Source organism: Massilia sp. NP310, assembly GCF_019443485.1.
GTDB lineage: Bacteria > Pseudomonadota > Gammaproteobacteria > Burkholderiales > Burkholderiaceae_D > Telluria > Telluria timonae.
This window is the reverse complement of the sequence record NZ_CP080379.1, coordinates 1,741,520-1,758,951: the sequence shown is the minus strand read 5'-3', so window position 1 is coordinate 1,758,951 and position 17,432 is coordinate 1,741,520. Positions and strand designations below refer to the sequence as shown.

Below are 17,432 nucleotides of genomic sequence, written 5' to 3'. Positions count from 1 at the left end.
GACCGTTCGAGCTTCACGCATGCCTTCCCCGATCACCCCCGGCCTCCTGATCCTTCATGGCAACCAGATGGAGCTGCTGCGCAGCGCCGTGTTCGACTGGCTGCGCAACCATCCGCTCGGCCCCCTCGAAGAAGAGATATTCCTGGTGCAGTCGAATGGCGTGGCCGAATGGCTCAAGATCGCGCTGGCCGAGGAGATCGGCGTGTGCGCCGCCACCCGGGTGGCGCTGCCGGCGCGCTTCATGTGGGAAGCCTATCGCGGCATGCTGGGCCGCGAGCGGGTGCCGACCCGGGCGCCGTTCGACAAGGATCCGCTCACCTGGCGCCTGATGCGCCTGTTGCCCACGCTGTTGCAAGAGGACGGCTATGAGCCGCTGGCGCGCTTCCTGGCCGACGGCGACGCCGAGCGCCGCCTGCAACTGGCCGAGCGCGTGGCCGACCTGTACGACCAGTACCAGGTCTACCGCGCCGACTGGCTGGCCGATTGGGCCGAGGGCCGCGACCAGCTGCGCCGCGCGGTGGGCGACCCGCTGCCACTGGCGCCCGAGCAACGCTGGCAAGCCTGCCTGTGGCGCGCCGTGCACGCCAGCCTGGACGAATCGCAGCGCCACAGCGGACGCGCGACCATCCACCGCCAATTCCTGGCCGCGATCGAGTCCGGCCAGGCGCCTGCCAGCCGCCTGCCGCGCCGCGTGGTGCTGTTCGGGATGTCGACCCTGCCGTACCAGACCCTGCAGGCGATCGCGGCGCTGTCGCGCCACACGCAAGTGCTGTTCGCGGTGCCGAACCCGTGCCGCTTCTATTGGGGCGACATCATCGACGGCCGCGACCTGCTCAGGGCCGCGCGCCGCCGCCAGCCGCAGCGGGGCGGCGTCGACCTGGGCGCGATCCCGATCGAGGAGCTGCATGCGCACAGCCATCCGCTGCTGGCGAGCTGGGGGCGCCAGGGGCGCGACTTCGTGCGCATGCTGGACGAATTCGACACCCAGGACCGGAGCGACGAAGAGACTGCGCCGCTGAAGGTCGACCTGTTCGCCGACGACGACGGCGCGACCTTGCTGGGGCAGGTCCAGGCCGCGGTGCGCGACCTGCTGCCGCTGTCCGAGCATCCGCGCGTGCCCCCGATGCCGGATGACCGCTCGATCGAATTCCACGTCACCCACAGCGTGCAGCGCGAGGTCGAGGTCCTGCACGACCAGCTGCTGTCGTGGTTCGCGCAAGACCCGAGCCTGCGTCCGCGCGACGTGGTGGTGATGGTGCCCGACATCGACGCCTTCTCGCCGGCGATCCACGCCGTGTTCGACCAGCATCGCCAGAAGGACTTGCGCCGTATCCCGTTCGAGATCGGCGACGTGCGCGACCGCAGCGTCAACCCGCTGCTGGTGTCGCTCGAATGGCTGCTGCGCCTGCCGCAGCAGCGCTGCCGCCAGAGCGAGGTGCGCGACCTGCTGGACGTGCCGGCCGTGGCGCGCCGTTTCGGCCTGGGCGACGACGACCTGGCCATCCTGGGCCGCTGGATCGAAGGCGCCGGCGTGCGCTGGGGCCTCGACCACGAGCACCGCGCCGGTCTGGGCCTGGGCATGGCGGGCGAACAGAATGCCTGGATCTTCGGCGTGCGGCGCATGCTGCTGGGCTACGCCAGCGGCGCCGGCGCCAGCTTCGCCGACATCGAGCCCTATGCCGAGGTCGGCGGGCTGGATGCTGCGCTGGCCGGCGCGCTGGCGCAACTGGTCGACTGCCTGCTGAATTGGCGCGCCCAGCTCGACACGCCGCGCACGCCGGCCGCGTGGGGCGAGGCGGCGCGCGAGATGCTGTCCTGCTTCTATGCCGCCAGCGACGAAGCCGACCGCCTCACCCTGCAAAGCCTGAACGAAGGCCTGCAATGCTGGCTCGAGACCTGCGCTGCGGCCGGCTTCGACGAACCGGTGCCGCTGGGCGTGCTGCGCGAAGCCTGGATGAACGAACTCGACCAGCCGACCCTGAACCACCAGTTCGTCTCGGGCGGCGTGACCTTCTGCACCCTGATGCCGATGCGCGCGGTGCCGTTTCGCGTGGTGTGCCTGCTGGGCATGAACGACGGCGACTTCCCGCGCCGCGCGCGCCAGTCCGACTTCGACCTGCTGGCGCTGCCCGGCATGGCGCGTCCGGGCGACCGTTCGCGCCGCGACGACGACCGTTACCTGATGTTAGAGGCCCTGCTGGCGGCGCGCGACAAGTTCTACGTCAGCTGGGTGGGCCGCAATGTGCGCGACAACAGCGAGCAGCCGCCGTCGGTGCTGGTGTCGCAGCTGCGCGACTATCTCGCCGACGGCTGGAGCCTCGACTTGCATGGCCTGACGACCGAGCACGCGCTGCAGCCTTTCAGCCGCGTCTATTTCCAGCAGGGCGGCCTGTTGACCTATGCCGGCGAATGGCGCCTGGCCCACGGCGCCGAGCAGCTGGAAGGGGGCGACGCCTTGCCGCCTTTCGAGCTGGAGGCCGACTTCGTGCTCAAGCTGGGCGAACTGGCCAGCTTCCTGCGCCAGCCGGCGCGCTTCTTCTTCCGCCGCCGGCTGGGCGTGGTGTTTGCCGACGCCGCCCAGGTGGGAGAAGACGAGGAACCGTTCGCGCTCGACGCGCTCGAACGCTACCAGATCGAGGACCACCTGCTGGACGACAGCGGCGAGCCCGAGAAGCTGCACGAGGTGCGCGCCACGCTTGCCACGCGCGCCGGGCGGCTGGCGCGCGAGGGCGTGCTGCCGATCGGCCTGATGGGCCGCCTGTGGCAGGAGCAGCTGGTCGAAAGCCTGGCGCCGGTGCGCACCGAGTGGCTGCGCCTGGGCGCGCGCTTCCCGGAAGCAGCTCCCAAGCAGGCGCTCAGCCTGGATCTGGACGGCATCGTGCTCGACGACTGGATCGACCGTCTCAGGAGCGACGGCGTCGAGACCGCCTGGCTGATGCAGCTGTCCTCGAAGGTTCTTGACCGCAACGGCCGTCCGCGCGGCGACAAGCTGATCGCTCCGTGGCTGCGTCAACTGGGGAGTAGCGCGGCCGGCCATCCGGTGGCCGGCTACCTGGTCGCGCGCGACGCCGTGCTCGAGATGGCGCCGCTGGCCCAGGATGAGTCGCTGCGGGTCTTGCGCGACCTGGTGCGGCTGTGGCGCGCCAACCTGGACGCGCCGCTGCCGGTGGCCTGCCGCACCGCGCTGGCGCAGCTGGCCGAGGGCGACCCGCGCGCCACCTATGACGGCGGCTTCGAGCTCCGTGGCGAAGTCGACGACCTGTGCCTGGCGCGCCTGTGGCCCAGCTTCGAGGCGCTGTGCGAGTCGCGACACGCCTGCGGCGGTTGGCCCGAGCTGGCCGAACAATTGTATGGACCGCTGGCGCGCTGGATGGATGGCGCCGTCACGGTCAAGGAGTTGTCCGCATGAGCAGCAAACTCGAAGCGATCCGGTTCCCGCTGCACGGCTCGCGCCTGATCGAGGCGTCGGCCGGCACCGGCAAGACCTGGACCATCGCCGCCCTCTATGTGCGCCTGGTGCTGGGCCACGGTGGCGACGATGCCTTCGTGCGCCCCTTGCTGCCGTCCGAAATCCTGGTGATGACCTTCACCCGCGCCGCCACGCGCGAACTGGCCAACCGCGTGCGCGAGCGGCTGGTGCAGGCGGCGGCTTACTTTCGCGGCGAAGCGCACGAGCAGGATGCCTACCTGGACGAACTGGCCGAAGCCTATGCGCCGGGCAGCGAACGCAGCATCGCCGCCCACCGCCTGATGCTGGCCGCCGAGACGATGGACGAGGCGGCGATCTTCACCATCGACGCCTGGTGCCAGCGCATGCTGCGCGAGCACGCCTTCGACAGCGGCAGCCTGTTCGACGAAGAACTGGTGAGCGACGAGCGCATGCTGTTCGAGGACGCCGCCCACGATTACTGGCGCCAGCACGTCTATCCGCTCGGCGCGCAGAACCTGGCCATCGTGCTGGATACCTGGAGCGACGTCGAGGCGCTCAAGGGCAGCGTGCGCGAACTGGTGCAGCGCGGGCCGCTGCTGGGCGAAGTGGCGCGCGAGCCGCTGGGCAAGCAGGTGGCGCGCCTGGCCCAGGCCCAGCGCGAGGAGCTGGCGCGCCTCAAGCACGGCTGGGTCGAGCGCGCCGACGCGATGGAGCGCTGGATCGCCGGCCACCGCGAACGCGCGCCCAAATGCTTCAACGGCAACAAGATGCGCGCCGATTCGCTGGTCAAGTGGTTCGAGGCGCTGCGCGCCTGGGCCACGGACCCGGCGCGGCACATGCCGGACCTGAGCGACACCGCCTGGAAACGCCTGACGCCGGACGGCATCGTGGACGCCTTCAGCAAGGACTTCAGCGCCGAGGTCCCGGCCTGCTTCTACGGCACCGCCGCGCTGCAGGAAGCCTTGGGCGCGATCGACCCGATCGCCCATGCGCTGCTGCGCCACGCCGCCGGCCATATCGGCGCGCGCATGCAGGAACTCAAGCGCCGCAACCGCCAGTTCGGCTTTGCCGACATGCTCGAACGCCTCAAGCTGGCGCTCGAAGGCGAGAACGGCGCGGCGCTGCGCGAACGCATCGTGCAGCAGTATCCGGTGGCCATGGTCGACGAATTCCAGGACACCTCGCCCGACCAGTACCGCATCTTCGACCTGCTGTACCGGGTAGGCGCCAACGATCCGCAGCAAGGGCTGTTCCTGATCGGCGACCCCAAGCAGTCGATCTATGGCTTCCGCGGCGCCGACATCCACAGCTACCTGTCGGCGCGGCGCGCCACCACCGGACGCCACTACCAGCTCGACACCAATTACCGCTCGACGGCGGCGCTGGTGGGGGCGGTCAATGCGCTGTTCCTGCACGCCGAAGGTGGCGATGGCCGCGCCGGCCATGCGCAAGCGGCGTTCCGCTTCCGGCGCGGCGACGACAATCCCCTGCCGTTCGAGGCGGTCAAGGCGCGCGGCCACAGGGAGCGCCTGGTCGGCGTCGACGGCGACGGCGAGATCGCGGCCCTGTCGGTCTGCACCACCTGCGACGACCTCAAGGCCGAGGACTACCGCAGCTTCTTCGCCCACCACTGCGCCGAGCACATCGTGCGCCTGCTGAACGACGAGCGGGTCGGCTTCCAGGATGAGCAAGACGGCGGTTTCCGGCGCCTGATGCCGGCCGATATCGCGATCCTGGTGCGCGACCGGCGCGAGGCTGCCGCCGTGCGCCAGGCGCTGGTGCGGCGCAAGGTGGCCAGCGTCTACCTGTCCGACAAGGATTCGGTGGTCGAGAGCGAGGAGGCGGCCGACGTGCTGCGCTGGCTGTACGCGGTCGCCAATCCGCTGGACGGCGCTCTCGCGCGCGCCGCCTTCGCCACCCGCACCGCGGGCCTGCCGATGGGCGAACTGGCGCGGCTGTCGAGCGACGAGCTGGCGTGGGAACGGCGGGTCGAGCAACTGAAAGCCCTGCACGGCGCCTGGCAGCGCCGCGGCGTGCTGGCCATGCTGCGCACCTTCATCCACGAACTGGGGCTGCCGGCGCGCCTGCTGGGCGAGCCGGGCGGCGAACGGCGCCTGACCAATATGCTGCACCTGGCCGAACTGCTGCAAGAGGCCAGCGCCCAGCTCGAGGGCGAGCAGGCCCTGATCCGCTGGTTCGCCGAGCAGATCGAGGGCCTGGGCGCCGGCGGCGACGAACGCGTGCTGCGCCTGGAAAGCGACGCCGAGCTGGTCAAGGTGGTGACGGTGCACAAGTCGAAGGGCCTCGAGTATCCGCTGGTCTACCTGCCGTTCGCGGTGACCGCGCGCGCGACCAACCGCCGCAACCGCGCCTTCTTCGAATACGTGGACGATGCGGGAAGCCGCCGCCTCGACCTGGCGCTGTCCGACGAAGCGCTGGAGGCGGTCGACCGCGCCCGCATCGAGGAAGACCTGCGCCTGCTGTACGTGGCCCTGACCCGGGCGCGCCACTTCCTGTGGCTGGGCGCGGCGGCGGTGGCCGGCACGCGCAAGGGCGAGAACCGGCTGCACGAATCGGCGCTCGGCTATCTGCTGGCCGGCGGCGCGCCGATCCCGGCCGACGGTTTGCGCGCTCGCTTCGAGGCGGTGGCCGGCGCGGGGGGAGGCATCGCCTTGCGCGAACTGGAGCGCGAGGACGGCGTCACCATGCTGGCACGGCAGGATGCGCGTCCCGCGCTGCTGGACGCGCCGGTGTACCGCGCCGACTTCGAGAAGGACTGGTCGATCGGCTCGTTCACCTCGCTGACCCGGCATGCGGTGGCGCCGCCGCCGACGCCGATGCGGGCCCAGGAACAGACCCTGCTCGAGGAAGCGCCGCAGGCGCCGCTGCCGCCGCGCATCGACGACGTGGCCTGGCACCGCTTCCCGCGCGGCTCGGTGCCGGGCAACTTCATGCACGAGCAGCTCGAATGGCTGGCGCGCGAGGGTTTCGACTGCCTCGACCAGCCGCATTGCGAGACGCGGCTGGTGCAGCGCATCGAGCGCGCCGGCTGGAGCAACCGGCTCGAGGACGCGCTGACATGGCTGCGCGCGATCGTCGATACGCCGCTGCCGCCGCTGGGCGCCGCGCTGCGCGCGCTGCAGGGCGTGCTGCCCGAGATGGAATTCTGGTTCCCCAGCGAGCGCCTGGCGCTGCCCGCGCTGGACGCGCTGTGCCGCGCGCACCTGTTGAACGGCATCGAACGGCCGGTGCTGCCCGAGCGCGACCTGCACGGCATGCTCAAGGGCTTCGCCGACCTGGTGTTCGAGCACGAGGGGCGTTACTGGGTGCTCGACTACAAGACCAATGCGCTGGGGCCGAACGACGCCGCCTACAGCCAGGCGGCGATGGAGGCCGGCATGGCCGAGCACCGCTACGAGATCCAGGGCAGCATCTACCTGCTGGCGCTGCACCGCCTGCTGCGCGCGCGCCTGGGCGAAGCCTACGAGCCCGAAGTCCAGCTGGGCGGCGCGATCTTCATGTTCCTGCGCGGGATCGCCAACCCGGACACGCGCGGCTGCTGCGTGCTGGCGCCCGACCTGGAACTGCTGGACGAACTGGAACGATTGCTGGACAAGGAAAAGCATGGGCAAGACTGAACCGCATATCGACGCCCTGTGGCATGAGATCGGCAATCTGACCGAGGCCGGCGAGCTGCGCCGCCTGTCGAGCGCCTTCGCGCGCTTCATCGCCGAGCTGGGCGCCGCCCCGCCGCCGCTGGTGCTGGCGGCGGCGATCCTGTCCGAGCTGGAGGGCCATGGCCACAGCTGCGTCCAGCTGTCCGACCTGGCCGCCAGCCCGGCGGCCCTGCTGGGCTGGAGCGAGGAGCAATGGGCGCAGCTGGCGGCCGCCGCGGCGCCGCTGCCGCGCGGCGTGGCGGGCTGGAGGAAGCTGCTGGCCGGCTGCGAGCAGGTGTGGGTGCGCGAGGAGTTCGACTACGACCAGCCGCTGGTGCTGGACGGCGAGCGCCTGTACCTGCGCCGCTATTGGCGCGACGAGACCCAGGTGGCGCGCGCCGTGCGCGAACGCGCCGAGGCGACCCACCCGGTGGACGCGCGCCTGGTGCGCGCCTGGCTCGACAAATTGTTCGTGGCGGCGCCGGGCGCCGGCCAGCCCGACTGGCAAAAGCTGGCCTGCGCCGTGGCCCTGCGCGGTGCGGTCGCGATCATCACGGGCGGCCCCGGCACCGGCAAGACCTATACGGTGGCGCGCCTGCTGGCGCTCCTGTTCGCGACCGCGCCGGACGCCGCACGCCAGCGCGTGGCCCTGGCCGCGCCCACCGGCAAGGCGGCCGCGCGCCTGAAGCAGTCGATCGACAAGGCGCTGGGCGAGCTGGCCGACCGCGTCGGCGCCGAGCTGCCTCTGCGCGAGCTGACCGCGCGCATGGGCGCCGCGCGCACCCTGCACAGCCTGCTCGGGGCGCGGCCCGACACCCGCGCCTTCGCCCACCACCGCGGCAATCCGCTCGACGTCGACGTGCTGATCGTCGACGAAGCCTCGATGGTGCACCTGGAGATGATGGCCAGCCTGCTCGACGCGCTGCCGCCGGGCGCCACGCTGATCCTGCTGGGCGACAAGGACCAGCTGGCCTCGGTGGAGGCGGGCGCCGTGCTGGGCGACCTGTGCCACGATGCGCAGAGCGGCAACTACGACGCCGACACCATCGCCTATGTGCGGGCGGCGAGCGGCGAGGCGATTCCGGCGGAATATGCGGGCGAGGGCGGGGCGCTGGCCCAGCAGACCGTGATGCTGCGCCACAGCCGCCGCTTCGGCGGTCCGATCGGCCAGCTGGCGCTGGCGGTCAATGCCGGCGACAGGGCGCGCGCCGAGGAAGTCCTGCGCGCCAGCCTCGATGGCGTGCGCTGGATCGAGCACGCGCAACCATCCCAGTTGCTGCAACTGGCCCATGCCGGTTACGCGCCTTATCTCGCACTGCTCAAGGGCGGCGCGGCGAGCGACGAGGACTGGGTGCGCCAGGTGCTGCAGAGCTTCGAGACCTTCCGCATCCTGTGCGCGGTGCGCGACGGCGAGTGGGGCGTGTCGGGCCTGAACGAGGCGATCGAAAAGCGCCTGGAGGCGGGCGGCCTGCTGCGCCGCGGCGCCGAATGGTATGTGGGGCGGCCGGTGATGGTGACCCGCAACGACTACTCGACCGGCGTGTTCAACGGCGACATCGGCGTGACCCTGCCTGATCCGGCGCGTCCGGGCGCGCAGCGGGTGTATTTCCTGGAGGGCGACAAGGTGCGCAGCGTGCTGGCCACGCGCCTGCGCAACGTGGAGACGGCGTTCGCGATGACGGTGCATAAATCGCAGGGTTCGGAATTTCGCCACACGGTGCTGGCGCTGCCGCGCGAGGGCAATGCCATCCTGACGCGTGAGCTGGTGTACACCGGCATCACGCGCGCCAGCCGCGAATTCACGCTGGTGACCCCGAGCGGCGAGGTGCTGCGCGAGGCGATCGCCAGCCGCACCCACCGCACCAGCGGGCTGCGCGAGCTGGTGGCGTAATCAGGGAACGCGCAATGACGAAGGGGCCTCGCGGCCCCTTTTGTCATTGCATCGATGATCTCAGTCGCGGCGCTTGCGTGTCGTCTTGACCTTGGCCTTGACGCGTTTCTTGGTCACCTTGGCCTTCGAGGCTTTCGACTTGGCGCGGGCCTTGGCCTTGGAACTGCCGGCGCTGGCCTTGATGCGCGGGCTGCTAGCTGCGCGCGCCACCCGGCTCACCGGCTCGTCGCCGGTGATGAAGCGGCGGATGTTCAGCGCGTCCATGATGCGCGCCGACGAGGCGCCGGCGTTCAGCAGCACCAGGGTCGCCTTCTTGCCGGCGGCGGTGATGTTCATGATCAGGCAGCGGCCGGCCTCGTTGGTGAAGCCGGTCTTGGACAGGCCGACGTCCCAACCCTTGGCGCCGACCAGGCGATTGGTGTTACGGAAATTCACGTCGCGGCCCTTGATGTCGAAGACATCCGTGGTCTCGGTTGTCATGCGCACGATCTCGGGATACCGGGTCGAGGCCTTGGCCATCTTGACCAGGTCGCCGGCAGTGGAGCGGTTGTGCGGAGACAGTCCGGTGGGCTCTTCGATCACGGTATGGGCCATGCCCAGTTGCCGGGTCTTGTTGCGCACGGCCGTCTTGAAGGCGTCATTGCCACCAGGGAAGGTGCGGGCCAGGGCGGCGGCGGCGCGATTGTCCGAAGACATCAGGGCAAGGTGGAGCGCATCGCGGCGCGTCAGTTTGGCGCCGACAGCCACGCGCGAGCTGCTGTACTTGAGGCGGTCGACGTCCGCGCTGTCGATCTCGATCGTCTCGTCCATGTCGAGCTTGGCATCGAGCACCACCATCGCCGTCATCAGCTTGGTGAGCGACGCGATCGGCATCACGGTATCGGCATTTTTCTCGAGCAGGATCTTGCCGGTGTCGTCTTCCACCACGAGCACCGATTGCGAACCGAACGGCACGGCGAATGCCGCAGCCGAAAAGGTCATCAGGACCGTTGCGAACAGTTTCTTGATCATTCTTTGTCTGGAATCTGGGGTTGAGGTTGAACGTCGGGGCGCCGGGCGGCGCAGATCAACATCTATCTCTAGAGCAACTAGAGTAAGGACAATATCATCCATCCCAGCTGCATGTCTATGGCGCACGAGCAAATTCCCCTATGGGAAGCCATTTTTTGTCGGAAATGTGACGCTGGCGATTCGCGAGATTAACAACTCATGTCACATAGAAATGTCGAGTGACTAATTTGCGTGCATATTAAGCAAAACAGCCCTGCGCGCGGCAGGGCTGTCTGGAATCAAGCGGCGTTTACTTCGCCTGATAGATCTTGTCGAATTCGCCGCCATCGTTGAAGTGGCGTTTCTGGGCCGCGCTCCAGCCGCCGAACACCTCGTCCACGGTGAACAGGCTGATCGGCTTGTAGTTGGCCGCGTACTTCTTCATGACCGCTTCCGAGCGCACGCGCATGAAGTGCTTGGCGCCGATTTCCTGGCCCGCCGGCGAGTACAGGAAGTTCAGGTAGGCGGTGGCCGGCTGGCGGATCTTGAGACGGTCGACCACCTTGTCGACCACGGCCACCGGCGACTCGGCCAGGATCGACGTGCTCGGGTAGACGACTTCGAAATCATTGCCGAATTCCTGGCGCACCATGCTCACTTCGTTCTCGAAGGTCACCAGCACGTCGCCGATCTGGCGCTGGGTGAAGGTGGTGGTCGCGGCGCGGCCGCCGCCGTCGAGGATCGGTACGTTCTTGAAGATCCTCGCGACCAGGTCGCGCGCCTGCGCTTCGTTGCCGCCTTTCTTGATCACCGAGCCCCAGGCCGCCAGGTAGGTATAGCGGCCGTTGCCGGCGGTCTTGGGGTTCGGGATGACGACGCCCACGCCCGGACGCGCCAGGTCTTGCCAGTCGCGCACCTGCTTCGGATTGCCCTTGCGCACCAGGAACACCATGGTCGAGTAATACGGCGCTGCATTGTTCGGGAACTTCTTGGCCCAGTCTTTTGCCACCAGGCCACGGTCGGCCAGCATGTCGATGTCGTTGGCCTGGTTCATGGTCACCACAGACGCCGCCAGGCCATCGGCCACGGCGCGCGCCTGCTTGCTCGAGCCGCCGTGCGATTGCTTGATGGTGACGGTCTGGCCGGTCTGCTGCTTGTACGAGGCGATGAAGGCCGGATTGACTTCCTTGTACAGCTCGCGGGCCACGTCATAGGACACGTTCAGCAGTTCGGCGTTCGCGGCGCTGGCATACAGCGGCAGCGCAGCGCCGGCGGACAGGACCAGGGCCATGAGGGAGCGGCGCAGCGGGTTCGGGGTGGTGTTGCGCATGGTTGTTTCTCGCTTTGAAAGTGATAGTGACAGAGTGCATGTTCCCTAATCCACGCAGCGAACGGAACGATAGTTTCGTCATATCTTTATACGGCGAACGCGTTTGACCGCGCCGCCAGCAGGGTCTCTCACTTTAGGTGTATAGTCGAGGTCGTGCGATGCCCCGTCATCGTTCGTTCATGTCCGTTTCCAAGTAGATGATTGATGTCCACGCGTATTGAAATCCGCAGGGCTGTCCCTGACGATGCAACGGCTGCCTGCAATCTGCTGCGCCGTTCGATCGAAGAGGGCTGCCGCGCCGACCACCAGGACCAGCCGGGCGTGCTCGGCGCCTGGCTCGGCAACAAGACGCCGGCCAACGTCGTCACCTGGTTTTCCTCGCCCACCAATTATGCGGTGGTCGCCGAGAGCGAAGGCGAACTGGTCGGCCTGACCCTGTTGACGCAGGCCGGCAAGGTGGCGCTGTGCTACGTGCTGCCGGACGCCTTGCGCTGCGGCGTCGGCCGGGCGCTGCTGGAAGCGGTGGAACAGCAGGCGCGCGCCTGGAACATCAGCAAGCTGCACCTGCACAGCCCGGCGGGCGCGAGCCTGTTCTTCGAGCGCCACGGCTATATGAATGCCGGGAAAGAAAAAGCCTGCTTCGGCCTCGAATGCGACCTGCTCTGGAAGCGCCTGGACGGCGCCTGCGATCCGGCGGCGCGCAAGCGCTTCTGCAATTGTGGCGAATAAGACCACGGCCACCACACCTGCTGCGTGATGCGAACGCGTGGAGGATTCGGTCCAGTGGACCGAATCACGGGCCGTCCACCCCACGCAACAAATCGATAACATCTGCACGCTTCGTGCACTCTTCTGCATGCTTGTCGGATACGCTATAGTACGCGCTATCGCAATTGTCGAGTAACGGATCCGCCCCATGGCTTCACGCAGAGATTTCCTTCACCATAGTGCCCGCCTGGCCGCGCTGGGCGCACTCGGCGCGCCGCTGGCCGCCGTCGCCACCGACCTCCAACCGCCTCCCGACCTGTTCGATTCGCAAGCGCTGGACCTGGATTTCTGGGTCAAGCCGCGCACCCTGTCCGTGACCCGTCCGGCCAGCGGCGAACGCGCCAGCGTGCTGTACTGGAAGGATGGCGAAGTCATCGATTCCGCCTACGAGCAGCTGTGCCACCTGCTGCGCGACGTGAACGGCAAGGCCACCGCGAAGATCGATCCCAAGCTGCTCGAGATGCTGTGGAGCACCCAGGCCTTCATCGCCCGCTACGGCTTGCTGCAGCCGCTCGAGATCCTGTCCGGCTACCGCTCGCCGGAATCGAACAAGCGGTTGCGCGAAGCGGGCATCCCGGCCGCGCGCCAGTCGCTGCACATGGTGGGCAAGGCGGCCGACATCCGCATCGCCGGCCTGAACGAAGAAGTGCTCGGCGGCCTGATCAAGAGCTTCCGCGGCGGCGGGGTCGGCTACTACTACCGCTCCGGCCCGCGCGGCGGCTGGATCCACGCGGATACCGGTCTCGAGCGTACCTGGAAGGGGTGATCCGCAGCTTGGTTCGTGACACCGCCGATGCGTGCGAAGGTGTCCGGTAACTTGGGATAGTATGGTTGTCAAGTGCCGGGGCAGGACGCCCCGGCTGTCCCACGTCTTTCCAAGGAGGCTGTGATGGCAACAATCAATGCACCAACCATGGACCGCCGGTCCATCCCCGACCGCCGCGTCAACGTCCACGCGCGCGAGCGTTCGGCCATGTCCGCCGTCGACTATATCGCGATGGCGCTCCTGATCATCGGTGGCCTCAACTGGGCCATGGTCGGCCTGTTCGACGTCGACATGGTCGCCACGCTGTTCGGTCCCGACACCGCGCTGACCCGCATCGTCTATGTGGTGGTGGGCCTGGCCGCGCTGTACTCGATCTATACCACGGCCAAGATGGCCAGCAGCAAGCGGCACTGAATGCCGACCGGGCCCGTGCGCATCGGCTTGATTTCCGACACGCACGGGCTGCTGCGGCCGCAGGCGCTCGATTTCCTGCGCGGCAGCGACCACATCCTGCATGCCGGCGACATCGTCGGCGCGGCCATCCTCGGCCAGCTCGCCGGGCTGGCGCCCTTGACCGCGGTGCGCGGCAATAACGACTACGGCGACTGGGCGCAAGCCTTGCCCGAGACTGCCACCGTCATCCTGGGCGGCGTCACCATTCACATGCTGCACGACCTCAAGGAACTCGCCATCGATCCGGCCGCGCAGGGCGTTCGCGTGGTCGTGGCGGGGCATTCACACAAGCCCGCCTGCGAGGAGCGCGGCGGCGTGCTCTACGTGAATCCCGGCGCCGCCGGACGGCGGCGTTTCACCTTGCCGGTCTCGGTCGGCGAGCTGCTGGTCGAAGATGGGCAGGTTGAGGTGCGGCTGGTTACGCTCGACGTGCCGTAAGCCAGCGCAGCCTCATTTCTTCTGCGTAGCCAGGTAAGCCCGCAAGCCGTGGGTGACGACCATCGGCAACACGCTGGCATGGTCTTCGTCGGCGAACACTTTCAGGCGGGTACGCAGGTGCTGGTAGCCGCGGCCCTTGAGCGTCGCGTCGAATTCGCGCAGGTCGGCCACCATGTCCGCATCTTCTTCCGCACGCGAGCGCTTCTTGCCGGGGGCCAGGGTCTCCAGGCTGCCGATGCCGAACAACACGCTGGCCGGCAAATCCTTGTTGCGGGCGGCATAGGCTTGCTCGCGTTCGAACATGATGCCGGCGTCGAACCACAGCGAGGGGCTGCCGAGGATATAGTGTTCGAAGCTGCGCGGCGCGTCGAACATCATCTGCAGGCCGAGCAGGCTGCCGTAAGAGTGGCCGACAAAAATCTTGCGGTTCATGTCGGCGCGGTAATGCCGGGCGATGAAGGGGAACACTTCGCCGCTCAGGTAGCGGCCGTAGGCCGACGCTTCGCCGAAGGCAGGCGCGCGTCCCGGCATGTCCGAGCGGTAGGCGTGCTTGCGCGGGGTGGCCGGCGTATAGTCGCGGCGGCGGCTGAAGACGGCGGCGTCGCCTTTCGCATACGACAGGCCGACGACGATGGCTTCTTCCATGCCCGCATGCCGGCTCAGGCGCGAGGCGATATTGCGCACCACCGGAAAGGCGTAGTCGGCGTCGACCACGAACACGACCGGGTAGGCGCGCTTGCTCGTGGCGTAGGAGTCCGGCAGGGCCACATAGACCTGGTAGTCGCGTCCCAGGGTGCTGGCGCGGATGTCGCGGACCTCGGTATTGGCCAGGACGTAGGGTGGCGGGGCGGCAGGGGCGGCCGTCGCCGGCGTGGACAGCGACAGGACGAGCGCGGCAAGGAGTGCTTTCACCTTTGGAACCTTATTTATTGTCGTGCAAGCATTGTTACACAGCTAGATTCGGCAGGAAAGCACTCCCAGGGCCGGGCGCGGGCGCCCGAAATCCCTTAAGATAGGGGCCGTTTCTTCAACCGCGCAGCAGATGACCCTCCCGTCCGACCAACCCCGTTTCAAACCCCGCCCCTGGACGCCCCTCGAGACGCCGCAGGACGTCGAACTCTGGATCGACGAACACAATGCCGCGATGCAGGAGCTGATCCGGCCGCAAGAGACCGGCGTCGGCATCTGTTTTAATCTGGCCGAAGGCGGCACGGTGCACATGCAGACGACCGAAGACGCGATCGTGCTCGACGTCGACGATGACGCCGCGTGGATCGCGCCGCTGATCATGGCCGCCACCGGCGCCGAGCAGCCGCGCGGCCACTATTGGCTGCTGCCGGACGACCGGCTGGTGCAGCTGATCCTCGGCCTGTCGATGCTGGTGCAGAGCACGACGCTGGTGACGGGCCACAATTTCGGGTCTGCCGGCCGCCGCGTCTGGTAAAAACTCAGTAGGGCAGGCCGGTCACTCCCAGCCGCAGCTGCCACACGGCGCCGGCGCCGGTGATGTACAGGGTCTTGCCGTCGGCGCCGCCGAAGGCCACGTTGGTGACGTTGGCGTCGGTCCGGATCGTCGCCAGTTCGCGGCCCTGCGGGGTGAACACGCGCACGCGCTTCGCTCCATGCTCCGTCACGTACAGGTTGCCGTGGCAGTCGAGCGTCATGCCGTCGCCATTCTCGATGCCACGGATGACATCGTGGCCTTTTTGCGGCACGCCGTCCCGGATCGGGTAGGCGCGCACCGCGCCGTCGCTCGCGTTCACGTACAACGTGTCGCCGTTCAGCGAGAGCGCGATCCCGTTCGGATTCTTGCGCGTGCCGTCGACCAGCGTCACGGCGCCATCGGGCGCGATGCGGTAGATGCCGGTCACCGGCTGGCCGCCGGGCGCCGCGGCCTTCTGGTAATCCGGGTCGGTGAAGTAGATCGTGCCGTCGGCCGCGATCGCGATGTCGTTCGGCGAATTGAAGACTTGTCCCCCGTAGCGCGTGGCCACGTCCGCACGTTGGCCGGTTGCGATGTCATAGCGCGACATGGCCTTGTGCTTGTGGGTGGCGGCGACCAGCGCGCCGCCGGCGTCGACCGCCAGGCCGTTGCTGCCGGCATCCTCGAGCGCCGTGCTCACGGTGCCGTCGGGCGAGAACTTGCGCACGCGCGAAGGAAAACCCTCGCTGAAGCCGAAGTCCGAGAAGTACAGCGCATCCCTGATCCATACCGGTCCCTCGTACAGGCCCGGCTCGCTGCGCGACGGCTTGATCGCGGCGATCCGTTCGGCCTTCAGTTCGCCCGACGGCGGCTTGCCGCTGCAGCTGGTCGCCGCGGCAGCTGCCGGCACGGCGAGCGCTACGCTGGCCGCGAGCAGGGCGCGCACGAGGTGGGTGTAGCGGAATGGATGGGATCGGTTCATCAATATGGTCTCCTTGTGCATGCTGGTTGGTGCGCTGTGTTAACGCTACCATTTCAATCGAATCAATTGTATCCTTACTAAGGAAGCGATGGTAACCCGCCGCGTCGCCGGATCGGCACGGCATTCGAACGAAACATTCTGCAAGGAGACCTGAATGATCGACCTGAATCGGCGCGGCCTGGTCATGGCCGCGGGGGGTGTGCTGGCGGCCGGCGCGGTGGGCATGCCGGCCTGGGCCAATCCCGAACGCAAGCTGGGCTATGCGATCGTCGGCCTGGGCGGTTATGGACTGGGCCGCATCGTCCCCCAGTTCAAGGAGTGCCGGCACAGCCGCCTGGTGGCGCTGGTCAGCGGCGATCCGGCCAAGGCGAAGAAGGTGGCTGCGGAGTATGGCGTGCCCGAACGCGGCATCTACGATTACCAGAACTACGACAGCATCCGCGACAATCCCGATATCGACATCGTCTACATCTGCCTGCCCGTCTTCATGCATGCCGAGTACACGATCCGCGCCGCCCAGGCCGGCAAGCACGTGATGTGCGAAAAGCCGATGGCGGTCAGCGTGGCCGAATGCGAGCAGATGATCGCCGCCTGCCGCAAGGCCGGCAAGAAGCTGATGCTGGGCTATCGATCGCGCTTCGAGCCGCACAACGTCGAGGCGATCCGCCAGGCGCGCAGCGGGGCCATCGGCAAGCTGCGTTACTTCCGCTCCGAACACGGTTTCGTCGCGCGTGACCCGAACACCTGGCGCATGAAGAAGGCGCAATCGGGCGGCGGTTCGCTGATGGACATCGGCATCTATGCTTTGCAGGCGGCGCGCTACATGACGGGCGAGGAGCCGGTTGCCGTGTTCGCCAAGGAAACCACCGACCGCAGCGACCCGCGCTTCCGGGAGGTCGAAGACATGATCGACTTCCAGCTCGAATTCCCGTCCGGCGTCATCGGTTCGTGCATGTCGATGTACAGCGCCAACCGCAACCAGTTTGTGCTGATGGGCGACAAGGGACGGATCGAGCTGGAGCCCGCCACCGCCTATAGCGGCCAGCGCATGTGGGTCGGCGGCGAGCGCAGCGACAAGACACTGGTCACGCCGCCACCGGGACCGTATGCCAACCAGTGGGTCGGCCAGCTCGACCATATGGCGCAATGCGTGAAGGAAAACCGCGAGACCATCGTGCCGGGAGAAGAGGGCTTGCGCGACATCCGCATCATCGAGGCCGTTTACCGTTCAGCGCGCGAACAGAAGCGAATCGGCCTAAGCGGCTAGCCACCGGTGCTGTTTATCGGTTATAAAGTGCCATTGAC

At 67.9% G+C, this 17,432-nt stretch carries 13 protein-coding genes; 9 read left to right on the top strand and 4 right to left on the bottom strand.

The genetic code is table 11. The annotated features are described in order from the left end of the window. The first annotated feature begins 19 nt into the window (after positions 1 to 19). Genes recC through recD form a run of 3 tightly spaced genes read left to right on the top strand, consistent with a single transcriptional unit; the run spans position 20 to position 8,977 of the window. On the top strand, positions 20 to 3,409 hold the full coding sequence (gene recC / locus KY496_RS07645; protein ID WP_219864389.1) for an exodeoxyribonuclease V subunit gamma: 3,390 nt from the start codon (positions 20 to 22) through the stop codon (positions 3,407 to 3,409). Beyond that, on the top strand, positions 3,406 to 7,068 hold the full coding sequence (gene recB / locus KY496_RS07640) for an exodeoxyribonuclease V subunit beta (protein WP_219864388.1): 3,663 nt from the start codon (positions 3,406 to 3,408) through the stop codon (positions 7,066 to 7,068). Before recC ends, recB begins: the two co-directional genes overlap by 4 nt. Beyond that, entirely contained in the window at positions 7,055 to 8,977 is a 1,923-nt protein-coding gene (recD, locus tag KY496_RS07635; protein WP_219864387.1) for an exodeoxyribonuclease V subunit alpha, read from the top strand. Before recB ends, recD begins: the two co-directional genes overlap by 14 nt. Before the next feature lie 60 nt (positions 8,978 to 9,037). Here recD and KY496_RS07630 read toward each other — a convergent pair whose 3' ends face one another. Next, positions 9,038 to 9,988 (bottom strand): serine hydrolase, encoded by a 951-nt coding sequence (locus tag KY496_RS07630; RefSeq protein ID WP_219864386.1) that lies wholly within the window; start codon positions 9,986 to 9,988, stop codon positions 9,038 to 9,040. Positions 9,989 to 10,277: 289 nt separating this feature from the next. Then, positions 10,278 to 11,297 carry a sulfate ABC transporter substrate-binding protein gene (locus tag KY496_RS07625; protein WP_184238739.1) on the bottom strand — a complete coding sequence of 340 codons (1,020 nt, stop codon included), beginning with the start codon at positions 11,295 to 11,297 and terminating at the stop codon, positions 10,278 to 10,280. Positions 11,298 to 11,501: 204 nt separating this feature from the next. On the opposite strand from KY496_RS07625, the gene KY496_RS07620 reads away from it, so the two are divergent. The 4 genes from KY496_RS07620 to KY496_RS07605 all read left to right on the top strand — a co-directional run bounded on the left by KY496_RS07620 (position 11,502) and on the right by KY496_RS07605 (position 13,722). Further along, complete coding sequence (locus KY496_RS07620; protein ID WP_071362398.1) at positions 11,502 to 12,026, top strand: GNAT family N-acetyltransferase; 525 nt, start codon at positions 11,502 to 11,504, stop codon at positions 12,024 to 12,026. A 187-nt stretch (positions 12,027 to 12,213) separates the two neighbouring features. Next, complete coding sequence (locus KY496_RS07615; protein ID WP_005667332.1) at positions 12,214 to 12,831, top strand: DUF882 domain-containing protein; 618 nt, start codon at positions 12,214 to 12,216, stop codon at positions 12,829 to 12,831. 123 nt (positions 12,832 to 12,954) lie between these two features. Continuing rightward, the gene (locus KY496_RS07610; protein WP_005667333.1) at positions 12,955 to 13,245 is read left to right on the top strand and encodes a DUF378 domain-containing protein; all 291 of its coding nucleotides are present in this window, start codon (positions 12,955 to 12,957) and stop codon (positions 13,243 to 13,245) included. Continuing rightward, positions 13,246 to 13,722 (top strand): metallophosphoesterase family protein, encoded by a 477-nt coding sequence (locus KY496_RS07605; RefSeq protein WP_219864385.1) that lies wholly within the window; start codon positions 13,246 to 13,248, stop codon positions 13,720 to 13,722. A gap of 12 nt (positions 13,723 to 13,734) precedes the next feature. On the opposite strand, the gene KY496_RS07600 is transcribed toward KY496_RS07605, so the two are convergent. Continuing rightward, a complete protein-coding gene (locus KY496_RS07600; protein WP_219864384.1) occupies positions 13,735 to 14,634 on the bottom strand; it encodes an alpha/beta hydrolase in 900 nt (299 codons plus the stop codon). Between the two features lie 130 nt (positions 14,635 to 14,764). Between KY496_RS07600 and KY496_RS07595 the strand changes: the two genes are divergently transcribed. Further along, positions 14,765 to 15,166, top strand: a complete 402-nt coding sequence (locus KY496_RS07595; protein ID WP_005667336.1) for a hypothetical protein — start codon at positions 14,765 to 14,767, stop codon at positions 15,164 to 15,166. A 4-nt stretch (positions 15,167 to 15,170) separates the two neighbouring features. Here KY496_RS07595 and KY496_RS07590 read toward each other — a convergent pair whose 3' ends face one another. Beyond that, positions 15,171 to 16,127, bottom strand: coding sequence for an SMP-30/gluconolactonase/LRE family protein (locus KY496_RS07590; protein ID WP_184238745.1), 957 nt, complete (start codon positions 16,125 to 16,127; stop codon positions 15,171 to 15,173). Positions 16,128 to 16,281: 154 nt separating this feature from the next. On the opposite strand from KY496_RS07590, the gene KY496_RS07585 reads away from it, so the two are divergent. Continuing rightward, entirely contained in the window at positions 16,282 to 17,394 is a 1,113-nt protein-coding gene (locus KY496_RS07585; RefSeq protein ID WP_219864383.1) for a Gfo/Idh/MocA family protein, read from the top strand. Positions 17,395 to 17,432: the final 38 nt, after the last annotated feature.